Annotated in this window: 32 protein-coding genes; 10 read left to right on the plus strand and 22 right to left on the minus strand. The window is 40.1% G+C overall.

Going from position 1 to position 26377, the window contains the following annotated elements; genetic code table 11:
* Positions 1-187: 187 nt before the first annotated feature.
* From LC090_RS12920 to glsA, 3 genes are all read right to left on the minus strand, one after another.
* On the minus strand, positions 188-622 hold the full coding sequence (locus LC090_RS12920; RefSeq protein WP_226658469.1) for a site-2 protease family protein: 435 nt from the start codon (positions 620-622) through the stop codon (positions 188-190).
* Between the two features lie 192 nt (positions 623-814).
* Positions 815-1084: a YlaN family protein gene (locus LC090_RS12925; protein ID WP_098445722.1), complete on the minus strand. Its 270-nt coding sequence runs from the start codon at positions 1082-1084 to the stop codon at positions 815-817.
* A 105-nt stretch (positions 1085-1189) separates the two neighbouring features.
* Positions 1190-2119: a glutaminase A gene (glsA, locus tag LC090_RS12930; RefSeq protein WP_226658470.1), complete on the minus strand. Its 930-nt coding sequence runs from the start codon at positions 2117-2119 to the stop codon at positions 1190-1192.
* Positions 2120-2237: 118 nt separating this feature from the next.
* On the opposite strand from glsA, the gene LC090_RS12935 reads away from it, so the two are divergent.
* Positions 2238-2726 (plus strand): peptidyl-prolyl cis-trans isomerase, encoded by a 489-nt coding sequence (locus tag LC090_RS12935; RefSeq protein ID WP_226658471.1) that lies wholly within the window; start codon positions 2238-2240, stop codon positions 2724-2726.
* Here LC090_RS12935 and LC090_RS12940 read toward each other — a convergent pair.
* A complete protein-coding gene (locus LC090_RS12940) occupies positions 2723-4051 on the minus strand; it encodes a PhoH family protein (protein ID WP_226658472.1) in 1329 nt (442 codons plus the stop codon). The genes LC090_RS12935 and LC090_RS12940 overlap by 4 nt on opposite strands.
* Before the next feature lie 182 nt (positions 4052-4233).
* Between LC090_RS12940 and LC090_RS12945 the strand changes: the two genes are divergently transcribed.
* Entirely contained in the window at positions 4234-4812 is a 579-nt protein-coding gene (locus tag LC090_RS12945; protein ID WP_226659364.1) for a YhcN/YlaJ family sporulation lipoprotein, read from the plus strand.
* A 29-nt stretch (positions 4813-4841) separates the two neighbouring features.
* Here the strand turns inward: LC090_RS12945 and LC090_RS12950 are convergent, their stop codons facing one another.
* Positions 4842-5306 (minus strand): pyridoxamine 5'-phosphate oxidase family protein, encoded by a 465-nt coding sequence (locus LC090_RS12950; RefSeq protein WP_226658473.1) that lies wholly within the window; start codon positions 5304-5306, stop codon positions 4842-4844.
* A gap of 100 nt (positions 5307-5406) precedes the next feature.
* On the opposite strand from LC090_RS12950, the gene LC090_RS12955 reads away from it, so the two are divergent.
* Complete coding sequence (locus LC090_RS12955) at positions 5407-5607, plus strand: YlaI family protein (RefSeq protein ID WP_224600246.1); 201 nt, start codon at positions 5407-5409, stop codon at positions 5605-5607.
* Complete coding sequence (locus LC090_RS12960; RefSeq protein ID WP_226658474.1) at positions 5597-6040, plus strand: hypothetical protein; 444 nt, start codon at positions 5597-5599, stop codon at positions 6038-6040. Before LC090_RS12955 ends, LC090_RS12960 begins: the two co-directional genes overlap by 11 nt.
* Positions 6041-6072: 32 nt before the next feature.
* Here the strand turns inward: LC090_RS12960 and LC090_RS12965 are convergent, their stop codons facing one another.
* The 3 genes from LC090_RS12965 to typA all read right to left on the minus strand — a co-directional run bounded on the left by LC090_RS12965 (position 6073) and on the right by typA (position 8678).
* A complete protein-coding gene (locus tag LC090_RS12965) occupies positions 6073-6348 on the minus strand; it encodes a hypothetical protein (protein ID WP_226658475.1) in 276 nt (91 codons plus the stop codon).
* A gap of 18 nt (positions 6349-6366) precedes the next feature.
* The gene (locus LC090_RS12970) at positions 6367-6687 is read right to left on the minus strand and encodes a YlaH-like family protein (protein WP_226658476.1); all 321 of its coding nucleotides are present in this window, start codon (positions 6685-6687) and stop codon (positions 6367-6369) included.
* Between the two features lie 158 nt (positions 6688-6845).
* Positions 6846-8678 carry a translational GTPase TypA gene (typA, locus tag LC090_RS12975; RefSeq protein ID WP_224600250.1) on the minus strand — a complete coding sequence of 611 codons (1833 nt, stop codon included), beginning with the start codon at positions 8676-8678 and terminating at the stop codon, positions 6846-6848.
* A 151-nt stretch (positions 8679-8829) separates the two neighbouring features.
* On the opposite strand from typA, the gene LC090_RS12980 reads away from it, so the two are divergent.
* A complete protein-coding gene (locus LC090_RS12980) occupies positions 8830-9003 on the plus strand; it encodes a DUF5325 family protein (protein WP_098443243.1) in 174 nt (57 codons plus the stop codon).
* Positions 9004-9040: 37 nt separating this feature from the next.
* Here LC090_RS12980 and LC090_RS12985 read toward each other — a convergent pair whose 3' ends face one another.
* The 3 genes from LC090_RS12985 to LC090_RS12995 all read right to left on the minus strand — a co-directional run bounded on the left by LC090_RS12985 (position 9041) and on the right by LC090_RS12995 (position 10621).
* Positions 9041-9493 carry a GNAT family N-acetyltransferase gene (locus tag LC090_RS12985; RefSeq protein ID WP_226658477.1) on the minus strand — a complete coding sequence of 151 codons (453 nt, stop codon included), beginning with the start codon at positions 9491-9493 and terminating at the stop codon, positions 9041-9043.
* 5 nt (positions 9494-9498) lie between these two features.
* Positions 9499-10341 carry an inositol monophosphatase family protein gene (locus tag LC090_RS12990; protein WP_226658478.1) on the minus strand — a complete coding sequence of 281 codons (843 nt, stop codon included), beginning with the start codon at positions 10339-10341 and terminating at the stop codon, positions 9499-9501.
* 91 nt (positions 10342-10432) lie between these two features.
* Positions 10433-10621 carry a hypothetical protein gene (locus LC090_RS12995; protein WP_226658479.1) on the minus strand — a complete coding sequence of 63 codons (189 nt, stop codon included), beginning with the start codon at positions 10619-10621 and terminating at the stop codon, positions 10433-10435.
* 261 nt (positions 10622-10882) lie between these two features.
* Here LC090_RS12995 and LC090_RS13000 point away from each other — a divergent pair, with 261 nt between their 5' ends.
* The gene (locus LC090_RS13000; RefSeq protein ID WP_226658480.1) at positions 10883-11512 is read left to right on the plus strand and encodes a YktB family protein; all 630 of its coding nucleotides are present in this window, start codon (positions 10883-10885) and stop codon (positions 11510-11512) included.
* Between the two features lie 22 nt (positions 11513-11534).
* On the opposite strand, the gene LC090_RS13005 is transcribed toward LC090_RS13000, so the two are convergent.
* Together LC090_RS13005 and LC090_RS13010 are read right to left on the minus strand one after the other, a co-directional pair.
* Positions 11535-11807 carry a UPF0223 family protein gene (locus LC090_RS13005; protein ID WP_255648129.1) on the minus strand — a complete coding sequence of 91 codons (273 nt, stop codon included), beginning with the start codon at positions 11805-11807 and terminating at the stop codon, positions 11535-11537.
* 14 nt (positions 11808-11821) lie between these two features.
* On the minus strand, positions 11822-12781 hold the full coding sequence (locus tag LC090_RS13010; protein WP_226659365.1) for an NAD(P)H-dependent flavin oxidoreductase: 960 nt from the start codon (positions 12779-12781) through the stop codon (positions 11822-11824).
* A gap of 267 nt (positions 12782-13048) precedes the next feature.
* Here LC090_RS13010 and LC090_RS13015 point away from each other — a divergent pair, with 267 nt between their 5' ends.
* Positions 13049-14524, plus strand: coding sequence for an aminotransferase class I/II-fold pyridoxal phosphate-dependent enzyme (locus tag LC090_RS13015; RefSeq protein WP_226658482.1), 1476 nt, complete (start codon positions 13049-13051; stop codon positions 14522-14524).
* A gap of 38 nt (positions 14525-14562) precedes the next feature.
* Here the strand turns inward: LC090_RS13015 and LC090_RS13020 are convergent, their stop codons facing one another.
* Positions 14563-14676: a GapA-binding peptide SR1P gene (locus tag LC090_RS13020; RefSeq protein WP_224600258.1), complete on the minus strand. Its 114-nt coding sequence runs from the start codon at positions 14674-14676 to the stop codon at positions 14563-14565.
* A gap of 196 nt (positions 14677-14872) precedes the next feature.
* On the opposite strand from LC090_RS13020, the gene LC090_RS13025 reads away from it, so the two are divergent.
* The gene (locus LC090_RS13025; RefSeq protein ID WP_226658483.1) at positions 14873-15253 is read left to right on the plus strand and encodes a DUF1885 family protein; all 381 of its coding nucleotides are present in this window, start codon (positions 14873-14875) and stop codon (positions 15251-15253) included.
* A 16-nt stretch (positions 15254-15269) separates the two neighbouring features.
* Here LC090_RS13025 and LC090_RS13030 read toward each other — a convergent pair whose 3' ends face one another.
* Complete coding sequence (locus tag LC090_RS13030; protein WP_226658484.1) at positions 15270-16145, minus strand: polysaccharide deacetylase family protein; 876 nt, start codon at positions 16143-16145, stop codon at positions 15270-15272.
* 348 nt (positions 16146-16493) lie between these two features.
* On the opposite strand from LC090_RS13030, the gene LC090_RS13035 reads away from it, so the two are divergent.
* A complete protein-coding gene (locus LC090_RS13035) occupies positions 16494-18005 on the plus strand; it encodes a glycine betaine uptake BCCT transporter (RefSeq protein WP_226658485.1) in 1512 nt (503 codons plus the stop codon).
* A 63-nt stretch (positions 18006-18068) separates the two neighbouring features.
* Here the strand turns inward: LC090_RS13035 and LC090_RS13040 are convergent, their stop codons facing one another.
* The 6 genes from LC090_RS13040 to LC090_RS13065 all read right to left on the minus strand — a co-directional run bounded on the left by LC090_RS13040 (position 18069) and on the right by LC090_RS13065 (position 24557).
* A complete protein-coding gene (locus LC090_RS13040) occupies positions 18069-18305 on the minus strand; it encodes a hypothetical protein (protein ID WP_226658486.1) in 237 nt (78 codons plus the stop codon).
* A gap of 175 nt (positions 18306-18480) precedes the next feature.
* Positions 18481-19890, minus strand: coding sequence for a dihydrolipoyl dehydrogenase (lpdA, locus tag LC090_RS13045; RefSeq protein ID WP_226658487.1), 1410 nt, complete (start codon positions 19888-19890; stop codon positions 18481-18483).
* 4 nt (positions 19891-19894) lie between these two features.
* The gene (locus LC090_RS13050; RefSeq protein WP_226658488.1) at positions 19895-21202 is read right to left on the minus strand and encodes a dihydrolipoamide acetyltransferase family protein; all 1308 of its coding nucleotides are present in this window, start codon (positions 21200-21202) and stop codon (positions 19895-19897) included.
* Between the two features lie 96 nt (positions 21203-21298).
* Positions 21299-22276: an alpha-ketoacid dehydrogenase subunit beta gene (locus tag LC090_RS13055; RefSeq protein ID WP_224600264.1), complete on the minus strand. Its 978-nt coding sequence runs from the start codon at positions 22274-22276 to the stop codon at positions 21299-21301.
* Between the two features lie 3 nt (positions 22277-22279).
* Positions 22280-23362, minus strand: a complete 1083-nt coding sequence (pdhA, locus tag LC090_RS13060; RefSeq protein ID WP_226658489.1) for a pyruvate dehydrogenase (acetyl-transferring) E1 component subunit alpha — start codon at positions 23360-23362, stop codon at positions 22280-22282.
* Between the two features lie 523 nt (positions 23363-23885).
* Positions 23886-24557 carry a YkyA family protein gene (locus LC090_RS13065; protein ID WP_226658490.1) on the minus strand — a complete coding sequence of 224 codons (672 nt, stop codon included), beginning with the start codon at positions 24555-24557 and terminating at the stop codon, positions 23886-23888.
* Positions 24558-24957: 400 nt separating this feature from the next.
* Between LC090_RS13065 and def the strand changes: the two genes are divergently transcribed.
* Positions 24958-25500 (plus strand): peptide deformylase, encoded by a 543-nt coding sequence (def, locus tag LC090_RS13070; RefSeq protein WP_226658491.1) that lies wholly within the window; start codon positions 24958-24960, stop codon positions 25498-25500.
* Positions 25501-25561: 61 nt separating this feature from the next.
* Here the strand turns inward: def and LC090_RS13075 are convergent, their stop codons facing one another.
* On the minus strand, positions 25562-26338 hold the full coding sequence (locus LC090_RS13075) for a Cof-type HAD-IIB family hydrolase (protein ID WP_226658492.1): 777 nt from the start codon (positions 26336-26338) through the stop codon (positions 25562-25564).
* Between the last annotated feature and the right edge of the window lie 39 nt (positions 26339-26377).

Here is a 26377-nt window from a genome sequence, read left to right on the forward strand (position 1 = left end):
CTCCGCTTTTCTTGTCTAGCTGCAGCGCCCAGACACTCGGTCACTTCACCTTTTCATCCGAACACAAAGACCGTGTTCAAATGAATGGGCTCCAACATCCTGCGGATTTAAACTGGCCCGCTACGCTTTTCGAAGTATGTATAAGTTTTCGATGGTTTTTGTTTGAAACCTGCCTGTCCTATAAAAATTAAGTTTTTCTGATGATGGCTTTTACGATGGTCCAACCGTCTGATTCTTTTCCTAACAGTTTGAAAGGAATTAGATTGGTTATTCCAACCCATAGGTTAAAGAATAGGATCCAGACTGTGATGGATGATTGGAACGGATAGAGAAATGTGAGGGCGGCAATGATTAAGTTAACGAGTGGCCCCGCTATGGCAATGGCTATTTTTCCATAAGCTTTTTCAGGTGGGGCGCTTATAGTCATTGCTCCTATGAAATAGAAGGCGTTAACGGCTACTTCTCCTCTTGAATGTCTCCATGTTAAGATCCTTGGCCCTAATCCAAGGTGGAGTTTAACACTGGCGGAAGTAAAGATGTTTGCTGCCAGCGTATGACCTGCTTCATGCAATAACAAGCTGATGGGAGCAATGATCAGGAGCACCATGAGCAAATCATTCATATGTATCTACTCCTAAAATCTTCTGAATTCTTTCATAACCTACTCGTATTCTATCATATTTTCTTTTGATTATCGGAAATTTATGTGTCTGTTATAAGGTGAACATAACAGCCCACTTGACTTCCCTCCTCAATTAGAAGGGAAACTAAAAAAACAAAAAGCTCAAACTATCCAAGATAGTTTGAGCTTTCATTATTTCCTCATACTAGCTTCATGAAGAGCTGAAAGCTGGCGCTCAAGTGATTCAAGCAATTCTTTTCCATCCTCTTCATTAACCAATCCAAGACGAACCGCGAAGTCAATTTCGCGAGATAAACCAAACATTTGCGTATCTAGAACCTCTTCATACAGAGGACATTGAGGCATCGTTAAATTTTCCATTTGAACTTCGATAAGTTTTAGGATCTTATGAGCATCGGCCTTTAACAGCTCGTATGCTTTTTCACGATGTCCTGTTGCCATACCAGTTGACAAATCTGATCCCTCCGTTCCCTTTCCCATTCCTTCTATTATCATAAAAGGAATATAAAAAAATTGCAAGAAAAAGCAGGGTAAACGCATGCATGTTTAGAAAATACTTAGTCCATATTGTGAAGATAAATTTTCAAGAAGTTTATTTCCTGCAATGCTATTTCCTTTTGCATCAAGAGGCGGACTGTAGACACCTATCCCCATTTCATTAGGTACGAGGCTTAAAATCCCACCTGAAACCCCACTCTTCGCAGGTATGGCGACATTAATAGCAAATTCACCTGAAGCGTTGTACATACCACATGTCACCATAAAGGTTTTGACAATTCTCGCAATGTATCTAGGAATGATACGTCGCTCTGTTTCGGGATCCCTGCCTTCATTCGCCAGAACCATCCCAATCCTTGCTAGATCTTTACAGTTCACTTCAATCGCGCACTGCTTCGTGTAGGCTTCAAGAAGCATTTCCACGTCGTCGTCAATGATTCCATGCTGCTTCATGAAATAGCTTAAGGCTCTATTAAGGTTGGCAGACTCATACTCTGAATCGGCTACTTCCATATTAATTCCGATACTTGAGTTATTCGTCATGTCATGAATCAACTGCAAAATACGTCCAACTTTTTCTTCCACTGAGCTTCCATGAATCATATTTGTCACAACTAATGCACCAGCATTAATCATTGGGTTAAGAGGTTTTGAAGGGACCATCGTCTCAAGCTTCGCAATTGAATTAAATGGGTCTCCCGTTGGCTCCATTCCAACTCTTGAAAAAACGTGCTCCTCTCCTGCATCCATAATGGCAAGAGCTAACGTAAGAACTTTGGATATGCTTTGTAGGGTGAATTTTTCTGCCACATCACCAGCAGACAAACAGCCTTCTTCCTTTGAATAAATGGCAATGGCGAGTTTATCAGGCTCAGCCTTTGCAAGAGCTGGAATATAGTCTGCTACTTTTCCGTCCTTTGTAAAAGGTTTGCTACGCCTAACTAGCTCTATTAATTCTTCTTCTGTACGACATCTCATATAAAATCCTCCCGCTCGAAACAAATTGACTCTCACCCTACTGTTCCCCAAATGTGACAAATGCAAGCATAACCGGTATACTTGGTTTGCAAAAGATTTTGATAGCGGGGTGTAGTAGATGGAAACGATTCTACCCATTAAGGGGAAAGTCAATTACGCCATTACCTTAGATGCAAGCGTATGGATTTTTGATGATCGTAAGATTGAACTAGATGAATTTTTAAAATTTGACGAGTCGAACAAAAAGAATGAGAACGATTACATCCGTGCTCAAGCAGAACGGTGGGAAAGAGAACGCACAGGGATCAAACCTCCAGTTAACAAAAGCATTAAACGTTTCGAGAAAGAACGCGTACTAACTGGAAGCTTTGTTATTCCGTTACAACCGTTTCTATCAAATGCAGAACCCGCTAGTGACAGGGTTCAGCTTGAATCAAGGGATGGTCAACAGCATGTTTTATCACTGGAAGAAGCGATGAACGGCTTTCTTCGCTTTTCTAAAGACGGAAAGCCGCTCAGGGAGGATGGACCTACCCACTTCTATTTTGGAGATGGTTCTAACGCTTCAGAACCTATTAAAAACGTTTCAGCCATTACTGTCATTTAAAGGAGATCAGCTGCAATTCGGGCAAGTAGAGATCGCTCACCTTTCTCAAGCTTAACATGTCCGCTGAGCGGCTGATCTTTAAATTTTTCTACTACATAAGTGAGTCCATTTGTGTATTCATCTAGATAAGGGTGATCGATTTGCTGTGGATCTCCGAGAAGAACTATCTTACTTCCTTCTCCCACTCTCGTTAGAATGGTTTTCACTTCATGCTTCGTTAAATTCTGCGCTTCATCGATAATAATATATTGATCAGGTAAACTTCGCCCTCGAATATACGTCAGCGCTTCTACTTGGATGGAACCGATTCCCGATAGGATCTTTTCAAGTTCACCCGTTTTTTTCACATTAAACAGGTACTCCAAATTATCATAAATAGGCTGCATCCAGGGCCGTAGCTTCTCTTCTTTCTCACCCGGTAAAAAACCAATATCTTTCCCGACTGGTACTATTGGCCTTGCAATAAAAAGCTTCTTGTAACGATTCATATCTTCTGTTTGCATTAAACCTGCCGCCATCGCAAGTAGTGTTTTCCCCGTTCCCGCCTTCCCTACTAAAGTGACGAGAGGAATGTCATTTCGAACAAGCAGATCTAATGCCATTCTTTGCTGAACATTTCGAGGACCGATTCCCCACATATACTCTGTTTCCATCGCTGTTTTTTCAATTCTTTTTCCGTTTTTATCAACTTTTCCGATTCCTGATGAGGATGCCTGTATAGGGTCTTTAAGAATCACATACTGGTTAGGATAAAGAGGTTTTCCCTTTAATTTCTTTGCATCAATAAAATGCTGTTCAAAAAATTGATTCAATAGTTCTGAATCAATATACCTTTCTTCATATCCCGTGTATATTTGATTAAATTCAACAACTCGATCGGTTAAAAAATCCTCCGCCTGTATTCCCATCGCATCTGCTTTAACACGAACTAACGCATCCTTGCTTACTAAGATAACGGTACGTCCAGATTTTAATTTCCCTTCTTCTAAAAATAAATTTAACGCTACAGCTAGAATTCGATTGTCATTTGTTTTCTCTACAAATTTATCTTGTAAATATTGAAATGATCGATGGTTGAGTTCGATTCGAAGCGTCCCTCCATTTTCTAAAGGGATCGATTCATGAAGCTTTCCTCTTTCACGAAAACCATCAATCATGCGAGAAACTTGCCTTGCATTCCTCCCAATTTCATCCATATACCTTTTCTTTGAATCCACTTCCTCTAATACGACTGCCGGAATGACAATTTCATTCGTATCAAACGAATAAATCGCATTTGGATCCTGGAGTAACACGTTAGTATCTAGGACGTAAACCTTATCCAACACTTCGCCTCCTGACCAAATTTAAATTGCTGTAACAGGTACGAAAAACAGTTGGGACTATCTACGTTTTCTATAATCTATGAACGAGCGTATAAAGTTAGACGGTTATTCAGAAAATAATTAACAAACTGCAGTGATTTGTTTCTAAATCGCTCACGACGGAGGTAATCAATTTGAAAAAAATGCGATGGAGTATCGCCCTTTTTCTTCTTGTAGCATGTCAGGCAAATGATGAACCTGTTGCTGAAAAAAAGGAGCAGACGGAGCGAGTGCAATATGTAAAGCAGTCTGTGCGCACGCCTAGGAATGAAGATTTATCAGCTACAGAGATAGCAGAACATCTCGTTACAGTTGCAAAGCAAGTTCCTGATGTAAATGATGCCACTGCGGTTGTTACTGGCAAATATGCGGTGGTGGGCATTGATGTGAACCAAAAGCTGGATCGCTCTCGTGTTAGCTCAATCAAATACACGGTCGCAGAAGCGCTACAAAAAGATCCTTATGGGGCAAATGCTGTGATAACAGCCGATGCGGACACGACTTACCGTTTAAAACAGATGGCCACTGAAATCAAGCGAGGACATCCTATAGGGGGCATTATGGAAGAACTCGCAGATATTGTCGGTAGATTAATGCCAGAAGTCCCAAGCACACCAAACAAATCAGAGCCAGAACCGGTACGCTCAAATGATAAACAGCTACCTGGAACAAAAGAGAAAGAATTAAAACAACAGCAGGAAAAGCAAGATTTAGACAGGTAAGTCAATTCTAACTAAAAAAAGACATGAGCCTACCGGCTCATGTCTTTTTTTAGTTCCGCCATAACCGAACGATCTAACTTGGCAGCAGCTTCTGGGTCATAAATTTTTTCATAAGCAGGTTCAACCGACATTTTTGCACCATAAAACATGACATCTCGCACTTCTTTAATTGAAAGCTTAAACTTCGTCAGCTTAAGCGGAACGTTTTCCATCTTTTCTTCAATTAAAGAAGCTCTTCCATTGATCGCATATGTGCTTTCATTTCCAATTAGCGTGATGGAAATTTGATCATTCCCTTTTATATTGGATACAATTCTCGATTTTTGATCGACTGCAAATACAATTGATTGATCATCGACTGCATATAACCAGGAAATGGCACTGACGTTTGGACCAGATGTTTCGTGATCAATTGTCGATAGAAGAACATACTGCTCCCTTTTAAGCAATGTTAGAAGATCATTTGAAAGCGTAACGTCTACTTTATTTGGCATAACTATTCCCTCCAATTAATTCCTTTAATCTAACGCATTATACTGCAAAGGATCGGTTTATTCATGCTATACTAACAACATGGAATGAGAGGTGTTAACAATGCGTGTCAAATGTGTCCTATGTGATAAAATCGAAAAAATCGAAAGCGGTAGTCCGCTAGCTAAAAAACTACGCAACAGACCGATCCACACTTATATGTGTGACACCTGCGATGAGCGAATCGAAACTCGCACGAAAGAACGAAAAGATACGGGGAATTTCAAGCTGTTTCATCAGGATGAAACAAACGATGAGTGGTAAAATCAAGTCAGGTCTTTTAGCTGGTGCGATTTCAGGAATTGCTCTTGGGTTCTTCCTAAAAGGCATCGAAGCCGTAACAGGAAAGCTTGTGTATACGCTCCTTCTAAACATTGATTTTATACCTGTTATCGGGCAAATAAATTGGCCTGAATGGATTGAATTCGTTTTTCACCTTTTCATCTCTCTGATTATTGGTGTCGTCTACAGTATTGGAAGCTCACGATACTTCCCTCAACAACGAAAAGCACAGGCGATTTTGGCCTACGTCCTAACGCTACCAACCGTTCTTCTATACTTTCCTCTCACATACCTTGCAATTAAACAAACTCCGGGCTTATGGGATTTTACAGCCATTACCTACTGGACGCTCGGACATTTGATTTATGCAGCGGTATTGTTTGTTGCCTATACGCGTGAATATACCTTCGATTAAGAAAGACGTGCCTCGAGCACGCCTTTCTTTTTTTACTGATGATTATATTTTGGTTCATTTTCAATCGAAGTTAATAATGCTTCGATCAATTCTACAGGAAATTTCTTTGAATCTTCTTTGCCATTTTGGCGATAGCGAACAACGTAATATTCTTGTGACACTTCCACATCTAAATCCGACACCTGATGATCTTCCGTTAATATTTCAAGAAAGAATGCATACGTATCTTGGGCAGCCTGATCGTCTTGCCTTTCGTTGGCCACAACTTTAATACTGAGCCAATTGTACATAGTATCCTGAAGATTCAAAGCTTCCCTCCTTTGACGTTAGGCTTCTTTTTTCTTCGACTGATTGAGTCGTACCTTATAGATAATTAATACGACAGCCGAAGCCACTAATCCTTCAGCAACAGGCAATCCTATTCCAAAAAAGGTTAATGGAAAACAGCCAATAACTAAAACAGCGTATACGATGACGTTTTTAAGGAGCGGTAGTTTTTTGGCAAAGCCAAGACGATAAACGATAATACAAAGGATAACAATAATTGCATATAGCAAATAAAATCCCATCGTCATATTATCTTCAATGCCAACTAACTTCGCGAAAAAAGATAAATCTTCAGGTGCAATAGTCGATTCCGTATTCATTTTTCCACCCCCGATATAAAAGCATAATAAATGAAATCACAAATAAAAGTAAACGATTTCTTTGCATTTCGAAAAAAAATCCTACAGAGAGGAGAATTTCGTAAGTATATAAAAAGCGATCCAAAAGGGATGCCCCTTTTGAATCGCCTCAGACACCCTTATTGGGCTGTTTTTTTCTTTTTAGCGTGCTTTTCACGTTCGTTTTTATCAAGAATTTTCTTACGAAGACGGATTGATTCTGGAGTCACTTCGCAATACTCATCATCGTTCAAGTACTCAAGTGCTTCTTCCAGCGTAAGCACGCGAGGTTTCTTCATAGAAACAGTTTGATCTTTGTTTGCAGAACGCATGTTAGTCATCTGCTTCACCTTAACGATGTTAACAGTAATGTCATTTTCACGCGTATGCTCTCCAACAATCATGCCTTCATATACTTCAGTACCTGGAGCAACGAAGATTGTACCACGGTCTTCAACACCCATAATACCGTATTCTGATGCTTTTCCTTTTTCCATGGAAACAAGCACACCAGCACGACGTCCGCCTACACGACCGCTAATAAGAGGCATGTATGATTCGAACGTATGGTTGATAATCCCGTATCCACGTGTTTGTGTAAGGAACTCAGTAGAGTAACCAATCAAACCACGAGCAGGAACCATAAATTCAAGACGAACTTGACCTGATCCGTTGTTCACCATGTTGACCATTTCACCTTTACGCTCTCCAAGTGATTCCATAACAGAACCAGTGTAATCTTCAGGTACGTCAATTTGAACACGCTCTACAGGCTCACTTGCAACACCATCGATTTCACGAACGATAACTTCAGGTTTTGACACTTGAAGCTCGTATCCTTCACGACGCATGTTTTCAATCAAGATTGAAAGGTGAAGCTCACCGCGTCCTGATACGACCCATGCATCTGGTGATTCTGTGTTTTCCACTCGAAGTGAAACGTCTGTTTCAAGCTGAGCTCTTAGGCGCTCTTCAATTTTACGACTTGTGATGTACTTTCCTTCTTTACCTGCAAAAGGACTGTTATTCACAAGGAACGTCATTTGAAGTGTTGGCTCATCAATGCGAAGAATCGGAAGTGCTTCCTGATGATCCGCCGGACAAACTGTTTCACCAACGTTGATTTCTTCCATTCCAGAAACGGCAACTAGATCACCAGCTTTTGCTTCCTCGATCTCCACTCGCTTCAAACCAATGAAACCAAATAGTTTTGTTACTCTAAATTGTTTAACGGTACCATCGATCTTCATTAAAGCAACCTGTTGGCCAACTTTCATCGTTCCTCTAAACACACGTCCGATACCAATTCTTCCAAGATAATCGTTATAGTCAAGAAGCGTAATCTGGAATTGAAGTGGCTCGTCACTATTATCAAGAGGAGCTGGAATATTATCAATAATCGTGTCCATAAGAACTTTCATATTGTCATCCTGTACTTCAGGATCAAGACTAGCTGTACCATTGATTGCTGAAGCATAAACAACCGGGAAGTCTAGCTGATCTTCGTCCGCTCCAAGATCAATAAATAGATCAATGACTTCATCAACCACTTCTGCAGGACGTGCAGCTGGACGGTCAATTTTGTTAAGAACAACAATCGGTGTTAATTTTTGTTCAAGTGCTTTCTTTAATACGAAACGCGTTTGTGGCATACAGCCTTCATAAGCGTCAACGACAAGAAGAACACCATCTACCATTTTCATGATACGTTCAACTTCGCCACCAAAGTCAGCGTGACCAGGTGTATCCATGATGTTGATTCGTTTGTCTTCATAGTTAATTGCCGTATTTTTAGCTAGGATGGTAATCCCGCGTTCTCTTTCAAGGTCATTCGAATCCATCGCACGTTCGCTTACTTGCTCGTTGTCACGAAACGTACCAGACTGATGAAGCATTTGGTCTACCAGCGTCGTTTTACCGTGGTCAACGTGGGCAATGATTGCGATGTTACGAATATCTTCTCTTATTGCCATTAATTATTCTCTCCTCGTATTCTCGTCTTATTTCTGACGATAAACTCAATAACTAGACCATTATAACACAAATATCGCTTTAGGCGAAATTTCTCTTCTTTCACCATTCACTACGTTATTGTACACTAGTATTATAAAGGGGGCGCTTCACATGAATAAGCATCAATTCCTTTTACTCTTAATGGCCATTCTGGCGGTTGCAAGCATGTGCGCAATCGGTATATCTATAGCGGAACAAAGCTGGATCGGCGGACTTCTTTCATTTATTGGAGTAGGTTTCTTTATGGGAATGGGTTTTCGAATTAAACGAAAAGCTGAACAATAAGAACAAAGGCGTTCTAGTTGAACGCCTTTGTTCTTATTTAGGCTTCATTAGGGTGAACAAGGATTAAATACTTTTTTTCTTCACCTTCAACACTGTATTGTTCAAATCCACATTTCCCCAAAAACATCCCCCACTCATTCATGTCATATGGAATACCAGCAAAAATAACATCTGTCTTTTCAGATAATATGGAATGGATAGCGGTGCGACCTATCCCTGCTTTTCGTTGCCTAGGATCGACTACAATCATTCCTAGCCACGACTTTTGATTGGATGGCGCCTGGTCTAGAACGGCTGTGATGGCCACTGGTGCACCATTTTTGAGCCAAAGTCTAAACTCACATCCCATTCCTTTATAGGTTTGCAAATAAGAAAGCATGTCTTCTACAACCGGGATTCGACCGAATTCTTCCAGTAACCACGATTCATCTTCGTTCGTCCATTCAAAAAGGAGTTCTGCAAAGCGTTCATTCGAATGCTGGTTCGTCACGTATCTCATTTTGTGGAAGGTGCCCTTAAGTAGAAGTTTTGATCAAGAGCGGGTTGAATGTAATCCTTTTGAACTTGTGTATGAAATAGCTGAGTACCAACAAAGATAGTGTTTTTGTCTAACAAATCGATTTCTTTGTTATCAACGGTTGTACAAACACCACCCGCTTCCTCAATCAACATTTTACCTGCGGCAAAATCCCAGGGGGCAAGTCGTAAAGAAACATATCCGTCGAGGCGTCCTGCTGCTACGTAGGCCATCTCAATCGCAGCACTTCCATAGGATCGTGTTCCTCTAATTTTTTTGAGAAGGGGTGAGAAAGTACGAGGATCGATGCGATGATTCTCCGTTACCCATGTTGCATTTATCGCTAATAGTGATTCGGAAAGATTTGTCTGCTTTAGCGGCCTTATCCGCTCTTCATTCAGGTAAACGCCTGAACCTTTCTTACAATGATAAAGCTCGTCCTTTGTTACATCATAGATAAAGGCAAGTTTTCCGACACCATCTTCGTAAATCCCGATCGATATTGCAAAATTGGTTTGTTGATGAACAAAATTCATCGTTCCATCGATCGGATCGAGAAACCAGATAACACCATCTAAATCCTTTACTTCATCTCCAAATCCTTCTTCCCCCATGATACGATGAGTTGGATAGGTACCTTTAATTTTCTCAATGAAAAATTTCTCGGTTTGCTTATCAATATCCGTAACGAGATCGTTTGGATTGCTTTTTGACTCAATGTTAAAGGATGTCGTAAAGGAAGACACGATCTCTTTACCTGCTTCTCTAATCCATTTTATGGTATCGTCATATACCTGATTCCAGTTCGTCTGCTGTGTCATGGTTCGATCTCCTTTTACCTTGAATTTCATTCTATCTCTTATTATGACAGGAAAAGAAGAAAAAACGAACCTTTTTGCAAGGTTCGTTTCGCTAAGCTTCTAATCTAACCATCTCTTTACGAAGCTCTTCAAGTTTTACTTTACATCTCGTCATTTCATCTTGGTCACTAGCCGTCATTGCATCGTGTAGCGTTGCCAGCTCATAGTCAATTTCCATTCTCAATACCGGAATCCGCTTCTCTGCTTCGTTTCTTTGTAATGACTGAATCACTTGTTTCATGGTAACCTACACCCCTCTTCTTTTCGATTAAGCAGTCATGGTTATCAGAGAAACCTATAAGACGGAATATTCTGATATTTCTGCTTTGATTACTATATCTTATGCCTTACTTGCTCACTATGCAACCTCTTTATTTGTTACTATTTTTCCTCTTTTGCTTATTTTTCAAACCTATCGTTACACATCAATCGTCAGTTTTCATATAAAATGCAGTTCTATGTTACTATAAACGTATAAAATTTTGTCGCAATGGAGGATATTATGTCATTTAAGGGATTTACTAAACACGATTTTAACGCCTTCCAAATCGAAGGACTTGATGCAAGAATGGAAGCCATTCAAGATCGAATTCAACCAAAATTTGCTACAATAAGTGAAGATATAAAAAGTGACCTTAAAATTCTTGCAGGTAATGAAATGTACCTTCACATTGCTCGTCATGCAAGAAGAACAAAGAACCCGCCAGTTGATACATGGATGGCATTTTCTCATAACAAACGAGGATACAAAATGCATCCTCACTTTCAGATTGGCTTATTCGATGATCATGTGTTTGTATGGCTTGCCTACATTTACGAGTTACCTGGAAAGCCACAAATGGCTTCATTGCTCTTAGATCATATGAATGAGCTTCAAACGACCATTCCTGATTCGTATTGGATTTCGACTGATCATACCAAGAAAACGGCAAGTCAGCCGATCACGGAGATTGAACTTGATAAAGTTCTCACACGGTTTCGAGATGTTAAGAAAGGTGAATTTCTCGTTGGACGTCATTTTACGAGCGATGACCCCTTATTGCAAGATGGGAAACATTTTATTCAAGAGGTTAAGAAAACGTTTGAGACGCTTATGCCGTTTTACCATCTCTCACTTCAAGCTACAAAATAAAAACCAGGGTTTCCCCTGGTTTTTATTTTGTCATTTTTACTTTTTCTCGTTCGGTTTGTTTCGCTTCTTTCACAACATGATAAGTAGAGTATCCTGTATCATTATCAAATTGTTTGAAAATTTGCTTTTCTTCTGATTTAGAGGGGACGACATCTTTAAAGGCATGATAGCTACTAATTAATTCGCCCTTATGAACACCTCGATCGTACGCTTGCTCAATTAATTCAAAAAATTGTACCACCTTAATGACTTCTTCTTTACTCCAATCAATTGAAATGGGATAGTTCACTTCCATTTTATCACTCCTTTCTACTCCTGCCATTTTACTCGAATTTCATTTGCTTCTTGATCCATACGTTCAAATAACTCGCTTACTGAAGGGACATCATGAATCCTTCCCATCACCTGTCCTGCCCAGGCAAAACCTTCTTCTTCTTTTCCTTCATATATAAACTTCCTGTTCGCTTCACCGCTTATGTATTCTTTTAAAAGTTCATATCCGCCACCACTTTCTTCCATCGTGGTAATTTGCTCAGCAAACTCATTACGGATTACTCTGGCAGGTGCGCCAAGGCTTCGCTTGATGATCATGGTATCCGTCTCAGTGCCCTGCAACAAACGTTGTTTGTAACCATTATGAGCGTGAGTACACTCTTTTGTAGCGATAAATCTTGTACCCATTTCAACTCCTTCAGCACCAAGTGCAAGGGATGCCATCAAGCCCCGTCCATCTCCTATTCCTCCGGATGCAATAACGGGAATAGAAACCGCATCAACGACTTGAGGAACGAGAACCATTGTGCCAGTATCTTCCTTTCCTAGATGGCCTCCACCTTCTTGTCCAACTACCATAACCGCTGCAGCGCCCAGCTCTTCTGCCTTAATGGCTTGCCGCTTACCAGCTGTTAAAACAAGCACTTTAATGTTCGTCCCCTTCACTTGATCAAACACGGGTTTAGGATTTCCACCCGTCACAGAGATGATTTCCACTCCTTCTTGAATAGCGGTTTCTAGCATGTGTTCAAAAGGTCTCCCATGTTGGCCAATTGCAAAATTAACTCCGAACGGCTGATCGGTGAGACTTCTCGTAAGATTAATCTCTTCTTTAAGCTGTCTTACTGACTCCATAGACATGGCTGTGAGCTGACCGAGTCCCCCGGCATTGCTAACAGCAGAAGCTAACTCATGATAAGCAAGGTAAGCTAGTCCTCCCTGGACGATTGGTCTCTGAATACCTAACAACTCAGTCAGTCGCGTGTTCCATTTCATCACTTATCCTCTCCTTCTCATAATCCATTTCGAGAAATAGAAAGGATCTCCTCTTACGGAATTTCAAAAGGCACTTCACAATAAAATAAAACTTGCAAAATAGTACTCATGTGATTATACTCAGTTTGTTTAAGGAAGAAAAATGTTTTAAATGAAGAAACAATGAACGGCTACTCATTCAACAAGGCTTTAAAAGAGCCAATTCGCTTTTCACAAACCATTGTAAAAAGCTTAGTATACTAAAGTATAAATAAAGAGGTGCTTGATTTGCAACAAAACGAAACACCATTATTCACTGGTTTAGTTAATCACGCAAATAAAAATCCGATTCAATTTCATATTCCTGGTCATAAAAAAGGAAATGGGATGGATCCTGAGTTTCGTGAATTTATCGGTGATAATGCTCTATCCATTGATTTAATTAACATCCAACCACTAGATGATCTTCATCATCCACATGGCATGATTAAACAAGCACAGGACCTAGCAGCAGAAGCTTTTGGTGCTGACGCTACATTTTTCTCCGTTCAAGGAACGAGCGGTGCGATCATGACAATGGTCATGACCGTTTGCTCTCCTGGGGATAAGATCATCGTACCGAGAAATGTTCATAAATCGGTTATGTCTGCCATTATTTTCTCAGGGGCTACGCCCGTCTTTATTCACCCTGAAATTGATCCTAAGCTCGGAATTTCGCATGGTATTACCCCAGTAGCTGTTAAGAAAGCACTTGAACAACACCCAGATGCTAAAGGTGTACTTGTCATTAATCCTACTTATTTTGGTATTTCTGCGAATTTAGAAGAGATTGTTTCAATCGCACATGAGTATGATGTTCCCGTCTTAGTTGATGAAGCGCATGGCGTTCATATTCATTTCCATGACCGCTTGCCTGTTTCAGCAATGCAAGCAGGAGCTGATATGGCTGCAACAAGCGTCCATAAACTCGGCGGTTCTATGACACAAAGCTCTGTTCTCAACGTAAAAGAAGGGCTTATTTCAGCTAAGCGTGTGCAAACCATTATTAGTATGTTAACAACGACCTCTACTTCATATATCCTTCTGGCTTCTCTTGATGTTGCAAGAAAAAGACTCGTTATGGACGGGTACGAATTAGTAGAAAACGCCATTCAGCTAGCTGGTCATGCACGTAAACAAATTAATGAGATCTCCCCACTCTACTGTGTTGGAAATGAGATTCTCGGTACGAATGCCACCTATGATTATGATCCAACAAAACTCATTATTTCTGTACATGATTTAGGCATTACTGGTTATGAGGCGGAGGTATGGTTACGAAAAGAAGCAAACCTGGAAGTAGAGCTTTCAGATTTGTATAACTTACTTTGTATTGTGACGCCAGGTGATGATGAAGAATCTGTCGATGCTCTCGTCTACGCTTTAAAAGATATGGTAGAAGCGTTCAAAGAGTCTGATGGTATTGTTACTGAAAAGTTTGATGTTCATGCACCTGATATCCCAACGCTAGCCGTGTCACCTAGGGATGCTTTTTATTCCGAAACAGAAATCATCCCATTTAGTGAGTCTGCTGGACGAGTCATAGCCGAATTCGTTATGGTTTACCCACCAGGTATTCCAATCTTTATCCCTGGAGAAATTATCACGGAAGAAAATTTGAAGTACATCGAGGAAAATATCGAAGCTGGACTTCCCGTTCAAGGACCAGAAGATGACGAATTAAAATTTATTCGAGTTATTAAAGAATACAAAGCTATTAAATAAGAGGCGGCCAAGTGGCCGCCTCTTTGGTTTATTAAGAATTATTTCTTATCTTTCTTATTACATTCCGGGCATCTGCTGTAGAGCGTGCTTACCTTCTCTTCCATAACATGATCAATCGTTTTTTCGCAAGTTTGGCAAATGATAATACCCATTCTCAACACCCCTTAAGTTAGTTTTGAAAACGCTTCCGTTTCGCTTAATTCCATAATAGTGTGTCACAATTGTTTTGTCAACACAATATTGTATATCACATTGTATTCTTTTAGAGGTAATATGTGTTCTAAATCAGAAATTGTCAGAAAACTATTTTAATTGTACACTTATAAGGATGAAGAAAGGAGGATTTTTATGCCACAAAGCGCTTATCTCACTCCGACAACAGATGAGGATCTTTCACTTGATCATGTTAAAAGCCTTCTAACCTACTACATGGATATTACATCAAAAACTGGTAAACAGCTATCCTGGTCGTATGGTCACTTCGCTTTCCCCTATACGCTTGTTGAAAAAGCTGAGTCTGGCGATTGGTTTTATTTAAAAGGGAAAAACGATGACTATCGAACAATCGTGATAGGAATGACGAACAAAACATTGCAGATTGTTTTACCCGATCATTCCACTCACGGAGATAAAGCAAAGGCAAATGAATTATCTAAATTTCTCGCTACTAAATTGAAAGCTGATCTTGTCCTTTTTAATGGGAGAAAAATGTTATATACGAAAAAATAAACAGCCAATTGGCTGTTTATTTTTGTAGTGGTTCTATTTCCTCTGGATTAATCAGTGCATAATCTTTGTCTCGTAGACCTTTTACAATGTCACCCAAAGCAGCCGCTGTCCAATCTCGGTCATGCATAAGTAAGTTGGCTCCATTTTGAAGAAGTGGTGAATTCACCATGATGTCTGCAATTGCTGCTTTATTCTGATATTCCTTCACCCAATCATAACCGTAAGTCCAGTTCATCACGAGCATGCCTTCTTCTTCAGCGAGAGACTTAGAAAAGTCAGTGTTTGAACCAAAGGGCGCTCTAAAGAACTTCGGTTTTTCACCGATTACTTCTTCAATCATGTCATTTAGCTTCAAAATCTCTTCTCTTTGTTCATCTTCAGATAAGGATTTCAAATCAGCATGGGTCATTGTATGATTTCCAATCTCAAAGCCCATGTCGTGTATTTCCTTTAATCTGGCTTTTTCTTCCTCTGTATCAATGAAGTGCCCATTGACAAAGAAAATGGCTGGAGCATCAAGTTCTTTTAAGGTTTTTGCCATTTCAACCGCATTTTTGTCTGGTGCATCATCGATCGTTAAAAGAACAGCTTCAGCTGGAGCTTCATTTATAGGTTCAAATCCCCAAAATGCTTCATTTAATCGATATTCAGGCTCTGTCGCTGCCGTAGCCTCATCTTCTTTCTGTTGCTCTTCTTCACCATCACCTGCCTCTTTTGAATCCGTTTCTTCATTGGAGGTGTCGTCGTTCGCCTCTTCTTCGTTTGAAAATTGTTCATTATTGCTTGCACTGTTAGTTGATGCTTCGCTATTGGTTTCTGATCCTGCATTTGTTGAGCAAGCTGCTGCAAAAAGCAGAAGTGCCAAGGTCATCCATTTTAACGTATTTGTCATTTCTCTCTCCCCTTATGTAGTCTCATTCCATCATAAACCAATTACGTAGAAGGAGGAAGAGCAGAATGTAACAATTAACCAACAAATTCCTATTCATTATTCTACAATTCTGACTAACGATCTGACATGGTATTTTCCTTTACAACGTTAATTTCAACAAATATACTAGACAACGTGGCATTTTTCGTGATCCGTTATGAGCCTGTTAATAATAGGGAATAGAGCACTTTTCTGCATAGTTTTCATAACGCCAGGTAACATTGAATACACAAGCTTCTATTTCTTATGTATATAGGGAATTTCTCGGATGAATGTAAAGAAAAATATCTAGAAAGGTGATGATGAAATTTGAATAAACTTACAGCAGTCTTTATTATCTCTGTCGTATTGTCTCTTATTTTTATTTCTTGGGGAACCATTTCTCCAGATACATTAGATGCAACGACAACTTCACTTCAAAGCTTTCTTCAGGTGAAGTTTGGATGGTTTTATTTATTAGCAGCGTCAGGCTTTCTTATTTTTGCGATCTATCTTATTTTTTCGAAGTACGGAAGGCTTCGACTTGGAAAGGAAACCGATGTTCCTGAGTATAATCTGATTACGTGGTTTGCCATGCTATTTTCTGCTGGTATGGGAATTGGACTTGTATTCTGGGGTGTAGCAGAACCAATGTTCCATTATTACGATCCTCCAGCTGGTGCAGCTGGTCAGTCTGATGAAGCTGCTCGACTAGCTTTTCAGTATAGTTTCTTCCACTGGGGACTTCATCCTTGGGGAATATATACAGTCGTAGCCCTTGCATTAGCATTTTTTAAATTTAGAAAAGGTGCTCCTGGCCTAATTAGTGCGATTTTCTATCCGATTCTAGGTGAGCGAGTAAAAGGTCCAATTGGTAAATTAATTGATGTGATCGCTGTTATTGCTACTGTATTTGGTGTAGCAACTTCACTTGGATTCGGAGCTTCACAAATTGGTGGAGGAATCTCTTATTTAACAGGCATTGAAAATTCGTTTACAACACAATTGATCATTATCTTAATTGTTACAGTGCTTTATATGATTTCTGCTTCAACAGGCATTTCAAAAGGAATTAAGTACTTAAGTAATACAAATATCGTACTTGCCATTTTACTCATGTTCTTCTTGCTCTTTGCAGGACCAACAAACTTTATTATGGATCTCTTTACATCTACGCTTGGTTCCTACATTCAAAATCTGCCTAGCATGAGTCTTCGAATGAGACCATTTGAAGGATCGTCCTGGATACAGAGTTGGACAATCTTCTACTGGGCATGGTGGATTGCCTGGGCACCATTTGTCGGAACGTTTATTGCTCGTGTATCAAAAGGTAGAACTATTCGAGAATTTGTATTAGGTGTCCTTCTAGTTCCAACGATATTCGGTGCTCTATGGTTCTCTGTATTCGGAGGATCTGCTATTTCTCTCGATATGGCTGGAACAAGTATTTATGACATCATTAACAACCAAGGAATGGAAGTTGCTCTATTTGCTGTGCTTGAGCAGTATCCACTCGGAACCATCATGTCGATCATTGCCATTTTGCTTATCAGTACATTCTTCATTACATCTGCTGACTCTGCAACGTTTGTGCTTGGTATGCAAACAACCAACGGTAGCATGAATCCATCCACTAAAGTGAAATTAACTTGGGGTGTGATTCAATCTTCTGCAGCAGCAGTATTGCTTTGGTCTGGTGGTCTCGGAGCCCTGCAAACGGCGTCAATCATAGCTGCATTTCCATTTGCGATTATCATAATTGGTATGATTATTTCTCTCTTAAAAGCCTTTAAGGATGAAAAAATCCCGCCTAGACCGCCTAACAAAGATCAATTAAAATAAAAAAAACCGCACTACCATAATTGGTAGTGCGGTTTTTTCGTCTTCATAACCGTCGCATACGCTCTATCCAATGGCGATCAAAAGGATATCCATAATAAATGATCCGGAGGTTGTGATAAAGAGAAGAATGAGAAGTTCTTTTTCCCTTTTTAATAACTGAAAAGAAACCGTCCAATTGAGATATAAAAAAACAAGAAATAATACAATCTTATAATCAACATGATCATGTGGTGAAAAATAAATAATCATATAGTATCCCAACCAAATCAAGCCCTGAATAAAAATAACTCGTCCATACATGATCAGCACCCCCACCAATAAGCGTCTATTCTAATATGTATGTCCGTCTCATCACTCCATTCACTTTCTTAACTGCTAGCGCTTAAAATCTCTAAACCCCTAAGAAAAACATATCTTACCTGGAATGATATAAAAAAGCTCCGAGGACGATTGTCCTCGGAGCTTTTTTATTTAATTAACCAATATGAATAGGAGTACCTAGAGCTACTTCAGCAGCTTCCATTGTAATCTCTCCAAGCGTTGGGTGAGCATGGATTGTTAGAGCAATATCTTCAGCTGTCATACCAGCTTCAATTGCAAGACCAAGTTCAGCAATCATGTCAGAAGCGTTAGGACCAGCAATTTGTGCACCGATCACTAGACCGTCTTCTTTACGAGTAATCAGCTTCATAAATCCTTCACTGTCGTTAAGAGACAACGCACGGCCATTTGCACCGAATGGGAATTTAGATGCTTTTACATCGAATCCTTGATCTTTTGCTTCTTTTTCAGTATAGCCAACTGAAGCGAGTTCAGGATCAGAGAAAACAACCGCTGGGATTGCAAGGTAATCAATCACAGAGTTTTCACCGCTGATTGCTTCTGCTGCTACTTTACCTTCGTAAGAAGCTTTATGAGCAAGTGCAGGACCTTCTACGATATCACCAATCGCATAGATGTTATCGAAGTTCGTACGACACTGCTTGTCGATCTTCACAAGACCTTTGTCCGTCATTTCAACGCCAAGCTCTTCAAGACCAATTTCATTTGTGTTAGGCTTACGGCCAACTGTAACAAGAACATAATCAGCGTCAAACGATTTCGTTTCACCTTTGATTTCTGCTGTTACTGTTACGCCTTCATCTGTTTCTTCAACGCCTTGAGCAAGAGCTTCAGTAATGATTTCAACATTACCTTTCTTCTTCAGACGACGAGAAACAAGAGAGCTCATTTGTTTTTCGAATCCAGGTAGAATTTGCTTCGTACCTTCAAGGATCGTTACTTCAGTACCGAAGTTTGCATACACAGTACCAAGCTCGATTCCAATGTAACCTCCGCCAATGACAACCATTTTCTTAGGTACTTCATCAAGGGCAAGTGCACCTGTTGAAGAAATAACGCGCTTGCTCCATTTGAAGCTAGGTAGTTCGATTGGGCGAGATCCTGTTGCGATAATGCAGTTGTTGAAAGTGTACGTTTGAGAGTTCTTTTCATCCATGATTCGAACTGTGTTCTTATCGACGAAATAAACTTCACCGTTCAGTACTTCAACTTTATTTGATTTCATAAGTCCAGCAACGCCGCCAGTTAGCTTGTTAACAACAGAAGATTTCCACTCCTGAACTTTTTTCATGTCAACGCTCACGTTCTCAGCTGTAATTCCGATATCATCGGAATGCTTTGCAGACTCATATTTATGAGATGCATTGATCATTGCTTTTGAAGGGATACAGCCGACGTTTAAACAAACTCCGCCTAAAGTACCTTTATCAGCAATGGCCACTTTTTGACCAAGTTGTGCTGCGCGAATTGCAGCAACGTATCCACCTGGTCCAGCCCCTACTACAAGTGTGTCTAATTCGATTGGAAAATCTCCTACTACCATGTTATTACGCCTCCATCATTAAGAGTTGTGGATCGTTCAACAGACGCTTGATGTGGTTAAGAGCAAGTTGTGCTGTTACGCCATCAATAAGTCTGTGGTCGTAGCTGATTGATAGAGCAAGTACAGGTGCCGCAACGATTTCTCCGTCAATAACAACTGGCTTCTCTTCGATACGACCAATACCAAGAATAGCAGCATCCGGGTTGTTGATGATTGGTGTGAACCACTGACCACCAGCAGAACCCAGGTTAGAAATGGTGCATGTGCTACCTTTCATATCGTCCCCTGATAGTTTACCATCGCGAGCTTTTTTAGCCAACTCATTAATTTCAGATGATACATTTAGAAGTGGCTTACGGTCTGCTTCTTTAACTACTGGTACAACAAGTCCAGCGTCAGTGTTTGCAGCGATACCAATGTTGTAATAGTGCTTGTGCACAATTTCTTCTGTCGAATCATCGATTGATGCATTCAACATAGGGAATTCACGAAGTGCAGAAACAAGAGCTTTTACAACGTATGGAAGGTAAGTTAGCTTCACATCTTTGTCAGCAGCATATTGTTTGAACTTCTTACGGTGAGCAACTAGATCAGTTACAACAACTTCATCCATGTGAGTAACGTGTGGTGCAGTATGCTTCGAGTTAACCATCGCTTTCGCAATTGCTTTACGCATACCTTTCATTTTCTCACGAGTTTCTGGTTGTGCTGATGCTTGCGGTTGTGCTGATGTAGTAGCTTCTTGCTTCGTTTCAGCTTTTTCTTCTGTCGCTGCTGGAGCTTCAGAAGCTGCTTCGCCTCCACCATTCACGTGATTGTCGATGTCTTCTTTCACAACGCGACCATTTTTTCCTGAACCAGATACTTTAGAGATGCTTACGCCGTTTTCGCGAGCATACTTACGTACAGCAGGCATTGCGATGACACGTTTTGTTGGATCTGTTTCTTCGTCTTCAGGAAGCGGTTTTGATCCAGCGCTATCTTCTTTCGTTTCTGATTTCGCTTCTGCTTTTGGAGCTTCTTCTTCTGCTTGAGGCTGTTCAGCTGCAGGTTCTTCTTCAGCATCTTCATAACCTTCTGCATCAAAAGTAATAACGACATCTCCAACGATAACAGTTGCACCTTCTTCAGCGTGAACTTCTTTAACAGTTCCGTCTACTGGAGAAGGGATTTCAACAACAGCTTTGTCGTTTTGCACTTCTGCAAGAATATCGTCTTCTTTTACTTCATCTCCGGATTTAACAAACCATTTTACGATTTCGCCTTCATGGATACCTTCACCGATATCCGGCATCTTAAATTGAAATGCCACGGGACTTCGCCTCCTAATTGTAGAAAAATTTTGCTCATATAAGATCTGAAGCGAAGCGCGAATCGCAGCTTCACTTCATGTTTTTTTATAAACTAATTAGAAATTAACAACTTGAGTTGCTTTTTCAATGATATCAGTGTGATCAGGAAGCCATACATCTTCCGCTGCAGAGAATGCAAATACAGTATCTGGAGCAGCAACACGAAGAACTGGTGCTTCAAGACTTAGAATTGCACGGTCGTTAATTTCTGCAACAACGTTAGCCGCAATACCAGCTTGCTTCTGTGCTTCTTGAACAACAATTGCGCGATTTGTTTTTTCAACAGATGCGATAATTGTATCGATATCGAGCGGGCTAACTGTACGAAGGTCGATTACTTCTGCACTGATGCCATCTTTCTCAAGTTCTTCAGCAGCTTTAAGAGAAGCTTGTACCATTGCACCGTAAGTTACGATTGTAATGTCAGTACCTTCACGCTTCACTTCAGCTTTACCAATTTCAATTGTATATTCTTCTTCAGGAACTTCCTGACGGAAAGAACGATAAAGCTTCATGTGCTCAAGGAAAATAACTGGATCGTTGTCACGAATCGCAGAAATTAGAAGCCCTTTTGCATCATAAGGGTTTGAAGGGATTACAACTTTAAGTCCTGGCTGTTGAGCCATTAGACCTTCAAGGCTATCCGCATGAAGTTCAGGTGTTTTAACGCCACCACCAAATGGTGAACGAACTGTGATTGGCGCGTGGAAAGAGCCGCCAGAACGGTAACGAAGGCGTGCCATTTGACCAGAAATAGCATCCATTACTTCGTATACAAATCCAAAGAACTGAACTTCTGGTACTGGACGGAATCCAGTTAGTGCAAGTCCGATAGACATACCACCGATACCTGATTCAGCAAGCGGCGTATCGAATACGCGATCTTCGCCAAATTCCTTTTGAAGTCCTTCTGTCGCACGGAAAACGCCGCCGTTTTGACCTACATCTTCACCAAACACGAGTACGTTCTCGTCATTTTTCAACTCCGTACGCATCGCATCAGTGATTGCTTGAATCATTGTCATTTGCGCCATAGCTTACTTCGACTCCTTTGCACTATATTCTTCATATTGTTCACGAAGGTTCTGTGGAAGCTCTTCGTACATATTAGAAATAAGATCCGTTACTTTTTGTTTAGGAGTACTATCAGCTTGCTTAATTGCTGCTTTGATTTCTTCCTTCGCTTTATCGACTACTTCGTTTTCTTTCTCTTCAGACCAAAGGTTTTTGCTCTCAAGATACTTGCGGAAACGAACGATTGGATCTTTCTTTTCCCATTCGCTATCTAGATCTTCAGAACGGTAGCGAGTTGGGTCGTCACCAGCCATTGTATGTGGACCATAGCGGTAAGTCATTGTTTCGATTAGTGTCGGACCTTCGCCATTAATTGCGCGCTCACGAGCGTCAGTAACTGCTTTATAAACAGCAAGAACGTCCATACCGTCTACTTGAACACCCTGGATACCAGCTGCTACAGCTTTTTGAGCGATCGTTTTCGCTGCAGATTGCTTTTCAACTGGAACAGAGATTGCAAAGCGGTTGTTTTGCACAACAAAAATTGCTGGAGCACTGTAAGCACCTGCAAAGTTCATTCCTTCATAGAAATCCCCTTGAGAAGCACCGCCATCACCAGTGTAAGTGATTGCTACGTTTTTCTTCCCTTTTTTCTTAAGTCCAAGGGCAACACCAGCAGTTTGTGTAATTTGAGCACCGATGATGATTTGAGGGCTCAACACGTTAAGGCCGTCAGCCTGGTTCCCTACATAGTGACCACGTGAGAATAAAAATGCTTTATATAATGGAAGACCGTGCCAGATGATCTGTGGTACATCACGGTAACCTGGAAGAATCCAGTCCTCTTTATCTAGAGCAAATTGACTTCCTAGCTGTGAAGCTTCCTGACCTGCAGTTGGTGCGTAGAAGCCAAGACGTCCTTGACGGTTCAACGAAATTGAACGCTGATCAAGAATACGTGTGTACACCATGCGGCGCATTAATTCTTGAAGCTGCTCATCTGATAGTTCAGGCATCGCTTCTTTATTAACGATTTCGCCATTTTCATTTAGAATCTGGAACATTTCGAATTGGCCTTCGATGTTTTCGATGGTTTTAGTTCCCATACCTTTCACCTCATCCTTTCATTCATAAAGAGATAGATTATTGAATTGCAAATGTTGCAATTGTGAGTGGGTCGTTCAGTTTACAGACATCACTAGCATGTCCATTTCAACGTTATTAAATGACAAATACCATTCATTAATTTGCATTACTTAAGACAACACTCAATGTCATACCCTTAATTCTGAAGAAATAATCCCTAGTGCTATGTATTACTGCGAATAATAGTCTGTATCAGTAAGATTAAGGGAGTGCTCCTCTTCATGAGTAAGTTCGTTTTTAAGTTTACAATACAGTAAGTTTCAAGTCAATTAATTGATTTATTAATCGCATGTAAAGAGATCATATTAAAACTGTTACATTCTGTTTGAAGAGACTGTATCAGTGTAAATGATTAGGAGGATCTTTCTTTGATCGGATAAAAACCTACCGATCGAGCTGATTCTGCTTGACGCTTTACGTATGGATTGATTATGAAAACTAATTTTTGAAGGATTAAAAAAAACCGCTCCTATGAGCGGTTTCCTATTCTCCATAATTTACATTCAATTCAGCTGATTCATAAAAAGCTTTTTTCGCTTCATTGAAATCAGACGTATATTTATTAAAGTCTTCCTTATGCTCAGCCACTTTCCCATATTTATCATTAACCGATTTAATTTGGTCCTGTAGCTGTTCTAAAGTCAGTTCTTTGTCTTGTAATGAGCTATATAGCTTTTTGTCTTGTTCAACAGCTGCTTTGTATTCCTTATGTAACTTCCCATACGCTTCATAACGCTTATCCATAATGTCGATCAAGTTTTTCGCATCTTTCTTAGCTGCATCAGTCTCAAGGTCTTCTGTTAAATCTTTAACCTCTTCGAACTCTTCATAAGCTTCATCAATGCTTTCTTTTTCCTTTTTTAAGTACTCAAGTCGCTGATCTGAATTGTCTTCTGCTTCTTTAGAAAGCTTTTCAATCTTGTCGAATTCTTCCATACTTAGCGCAACAATTTCATTATAAATGTCTTGTTCCTTCTTTTCTGCTTTTGCTAAAGGATCTTGCTGTTCTCTAAATTGATCTTCAAGAGCGACAGCTTCTTCTAGATGGTCGTACATTTTTTCTTCTGGGCTTCCGCCAAATTGACAACCGACTAATCCAACCATTAGAAAACAGAAAAAAAGAGAAAGTATTCCTAAACGATATTTACGTAGCAAAAAAAGTCCCCCCACATATCCAATTCATTCCATAATAATTACATCCCTGATTACTATACCATAATACAGAACTCAATAGAATACTCCTTTTTCAATCCGTAAGGCATGGCGTTGGAATAAGTTTCTAATATCATTCATTCTTCCAACTGACTAAAAAACAGCCATGTATACTACAAGCTCCCAAGTGCGTTCTCTTTCATGATGATATTGAATAGGATTTCCTGTTAAAGGGTGTTGTGCTAAACTATCACTATTGTAAGGTACTCCTTAACACTAGGATAAAGCAGATTCCGTGTTTACATTTCAGGATCAACTATAAGTAAAAGAGCAAATGCTTTAACCCTTACAAAAAGTTGAATATACTTATGATAGACCGTTTTGAATAGGAGTGAATCATATCGTGTTAACTATGAAAGATGTCCGTAGAGAAGGAGATCCGATTCTAACTGAAGTTGCAAATGAGATTTCCCTTCCTGCAACTGAAGATGAAAAACAAACTTTAAAAGAGATGCTACAATTTCTTATCAATAGCCAGGATCCTGAAACTGCTCTAAAGTATGAATTACGTTCCGGGATTGGAATTGCTGCCCCGCAAATCGGTATAAGCAAACGCATGATTGCCGTACACGTCTCTGATCATAGAGGCACCCAATATAGCTACGGGATTATGAACCCAAAAATTATTAGCCATTCCGTGGAAAAGACGTATCTAGATGGCGGCGAAGGTTGTTTATCAGTAGATCGAGAAGTACCTGGAGCGGTACCAAGATATGCGCGAATTACAGTCAAGGGTGTTGATGCTGAAGGTCATCCGCTTAAACTAAGATTAAAGGGTCTTCCTGCCATTGTCGTGCAACATGAAATTGATCATCTGGATGGCATTATGTTTTACGATCGTATAAATAACGAAGAAGCAAGTGAATTAACACCTCTAGGTCGATAAGAATCAGACGATCTAGACGTTTAAAAAGGGGACGCCATTTCATATGGCGTCCCCCTTTTTTCTATAGTAAGCCTGCTTTTTTTAATCCTTTTTGAATTCCATCTTGATCGACTGGATCCGTAATGATGTCAGCTACTTCTTTCACCGCTTCATACCCATTCCCCATTGCAATCCCGGTTCCTGCAAACTTTAACATTTCAATGTCATTTAATGCATCTCCAAAAGCATAGGTGTTTTCTCGTTTAAAACCAAGATGATCAATCATCGCTTCTATCCCTCGTGCTTTTGAGCCTCCAGGTGGAATGACATCCATTGAATAGTCATGCCAACGAATAAAGTCCAGATTTCCATAGGCATCCCGATAACCAGTCTCTTCTTTACTTTCACAAAAAAGAAGTGCCTGATAAATTTCTCTATCGTGGTAATAGGAAGGATCATATCCAGGATAATGCATTTTTAGGTCATCCATGCTTTTAATAATGTGTGGGTGATCGTGATGGTTACTCATCATCGCTTCATGATCGAGGAAAACCATCGGATGGCCATTTTTTCTTGCTTCCTCTTCAAGAGCTGTGATTTCATCCCGACTTAGTGGGTTTGTTGCGACGACTTTGTCCTGGTGCTTTACATATTGACCGTTAAAGCTGATAAACGTGTCTATTTCAAGATCCTCTCTCAAATCGGCAAACATAAACGGAGCTCTACCCGTAGCAATCGCCACATGAACCCCATTCTCTGTGAGCGTTTTTAAGGATTCACGAGTTGAAGCTGGAATTTTTTTATCATGATCAAGAAGTGTACCATCAATATCAAAAAAAACAATTTTTTCATTATGCATTTTCATTCACCTTTTCCATTTTTTTCAACAAAACCTCAT

This window comes from Guptibacillus hwajinpoensis, from assembly GCF_020524165.1.
Taxonomy (GTDB): Bacteria; Bacillota; Bacilli; order Bacillales; family Guptibacillaceae; genus Guptibacillus; species Guptibacillus hwajinpoensis_D.

Bases quoted from the DNA above. Each gene is read 5' to 3' on its own strand.
- LC090_RS13075 (WP_226658492.1), bottom strand. From the start codon at position 26,338: ATGCATAATGAAAAAATTGTTTTTTTTGATATTGATGGTACACTTCTT.
- LC090_RS12960 (WP_226658474.1), top strand. From the start codon at position 5,597: ATGAGTGGTAAAATCAAGTCAGGTCTTTTAGCTGGTGCGATTTCAGGA.
- lpdA (WP_226658487.1), bottom strand. From the start codon at position 19,890: ATGGTAGTAGGAGATTTTCCAATCGAATTAGACACACTTGTAGTAGGG.
- LC090_RS13040 (WP_226658486.1), bottom strand. From the start codon at position 18,305: ATGTATGGACGAGTTATTTTTATTCAGGGCTTGATTTGGTTGGGATAC.
- LC090_RS13025 (WP_226658483.1), top strand. From the start codon at position 14,873: ATGCCACAAAGCGCTTATCTCACTCCGACAACAGATGAGGATCTTTCA.
- LC090_RS13005 (WP_255648129.1), bottom strand. From the start codon at position 11,807: ATGGAAGTGAACTATCCCATTTCAATTGATTGGAGTAAAGAAGAAGTC.
- LC090_RS12980 (WP_098443243.1), top strand. From the start codon at position 8,830: ATGAATAAGCATCAATTCCTTTTACTCTTAATGGCCATTCTGGCGGTT.
- LC090_RS12920 (WP_226658469.1), bottom strand. From the start codon at position 622: ATGAATGATTTGCTCATGGTGCTCCTGATCATTGCTCCCATCAGCTTG.
- LC090_RS12945 (WP_226659364.1), top strand. From the start codon at position 4,234: ATGCGATGGAGTATCGCCCTTTTTCTTCTTGTAGCATGTCAGGCAAAT.
- LC090_RS13020 (WP_224600258.1), bottom strand. From the start codon at position 14,676: ATGGGTATTATCATTTGCCAAACTTGCGAAAAAACGATTGATCATGTT.
- LC090_RS13010 (WP_226659365.1), bottom strand. From the start codon at position 12,781: ATGAAATGGAACACGCGACTGACTGAGTTGTTAGGTATTCAGAGACCA.
- LC090_RS12995 (WP_226658479.1), bottom strand. From the start codon at position 10,621: ATGAAACAAGTGATTCAGTCATTACAAAGAAACGAAGCAGAGAAGCGG.
- LC090_RS13055 (WP_224600264.1), bottom strand. From the start codon at position 22,276: ATGGCGCAAATGACAATGATTCAAGCAATCACTGATGCGATGCGTACG.
- LC090_RS12950 (WP_226658473.1), bottom strand. From the start codon at position 5,306: ATGCCAAATAAAGTAGACGTTACGCTTTCAAATGATCTTCTAACATTG.
- glsA (WP_226658470.1), bottom strand. From the start codon at position 2,119: ATGAGATGTCGTACAGAAGAAGAATTAATAGAGCTAGTTAGGCGTAGC.
- LC090_RS12955 (WP_224600246.1), top strand. From the start codon at position 5,407: ATGCGTGTCAAATGTGTCCTATGTGATAAAATCGAAAAAATCGAAAGC.
- LC090_RS12925 (WP_098445722.1), bottom strand. From the start codon at position 1,084: ATGGCAACAGGACATCGTGAAAAAGCATACGAGCTGTTAAAGGCCGAT.
- typA (WP_224600250.1), bottom strand. From the start codon at position 8,678: ATGGCAATAAGAGAAGATATTCGTAACATCGCAATCATTGCCCACGTT.
- LC090_RS13030 (WP_226658484.1), bottom strand. From the start codon at position 16,145: ATGACAAATACGTTAAAATGGATGACCTTGGCACTTCTGCTTTTTGCA.
- pdhA (WP_226658489.1), bottom strand. From the start codon at position 23,362: ATGGGAACTAAAACCATCGAAAACATCGAAGGCCAATTCGAAATGTTC.
- LC090_RS13000 (WP_226658480.1), top strand. From the start codon at position 10,883: ATGTCATTTAAGGGATTTACTAAACACGATTTTAACGCCTTCCAAATC.
- LC090_RS12970 (WP_226658476.1), bottom strand. From the start codon at position 6,687: ATGAATACGGAATCGACTATTGCACCTGAAGATTTATCTTTTTTCGCG.
- LC090_RS12990 (WP_226658478.1), bottom strand. From the start codon at position 10,341: ATGACACAGCAGACGAACTGGAATCAGGTATATGACGATACCATAAAA.
- LC090_RS12935 (WP_226658471.1), top strand. From the start codon at position 2,238: ATGGAAACGATTCTACCCATTAAGGGGAAAGTCAATTACGCCATTACC.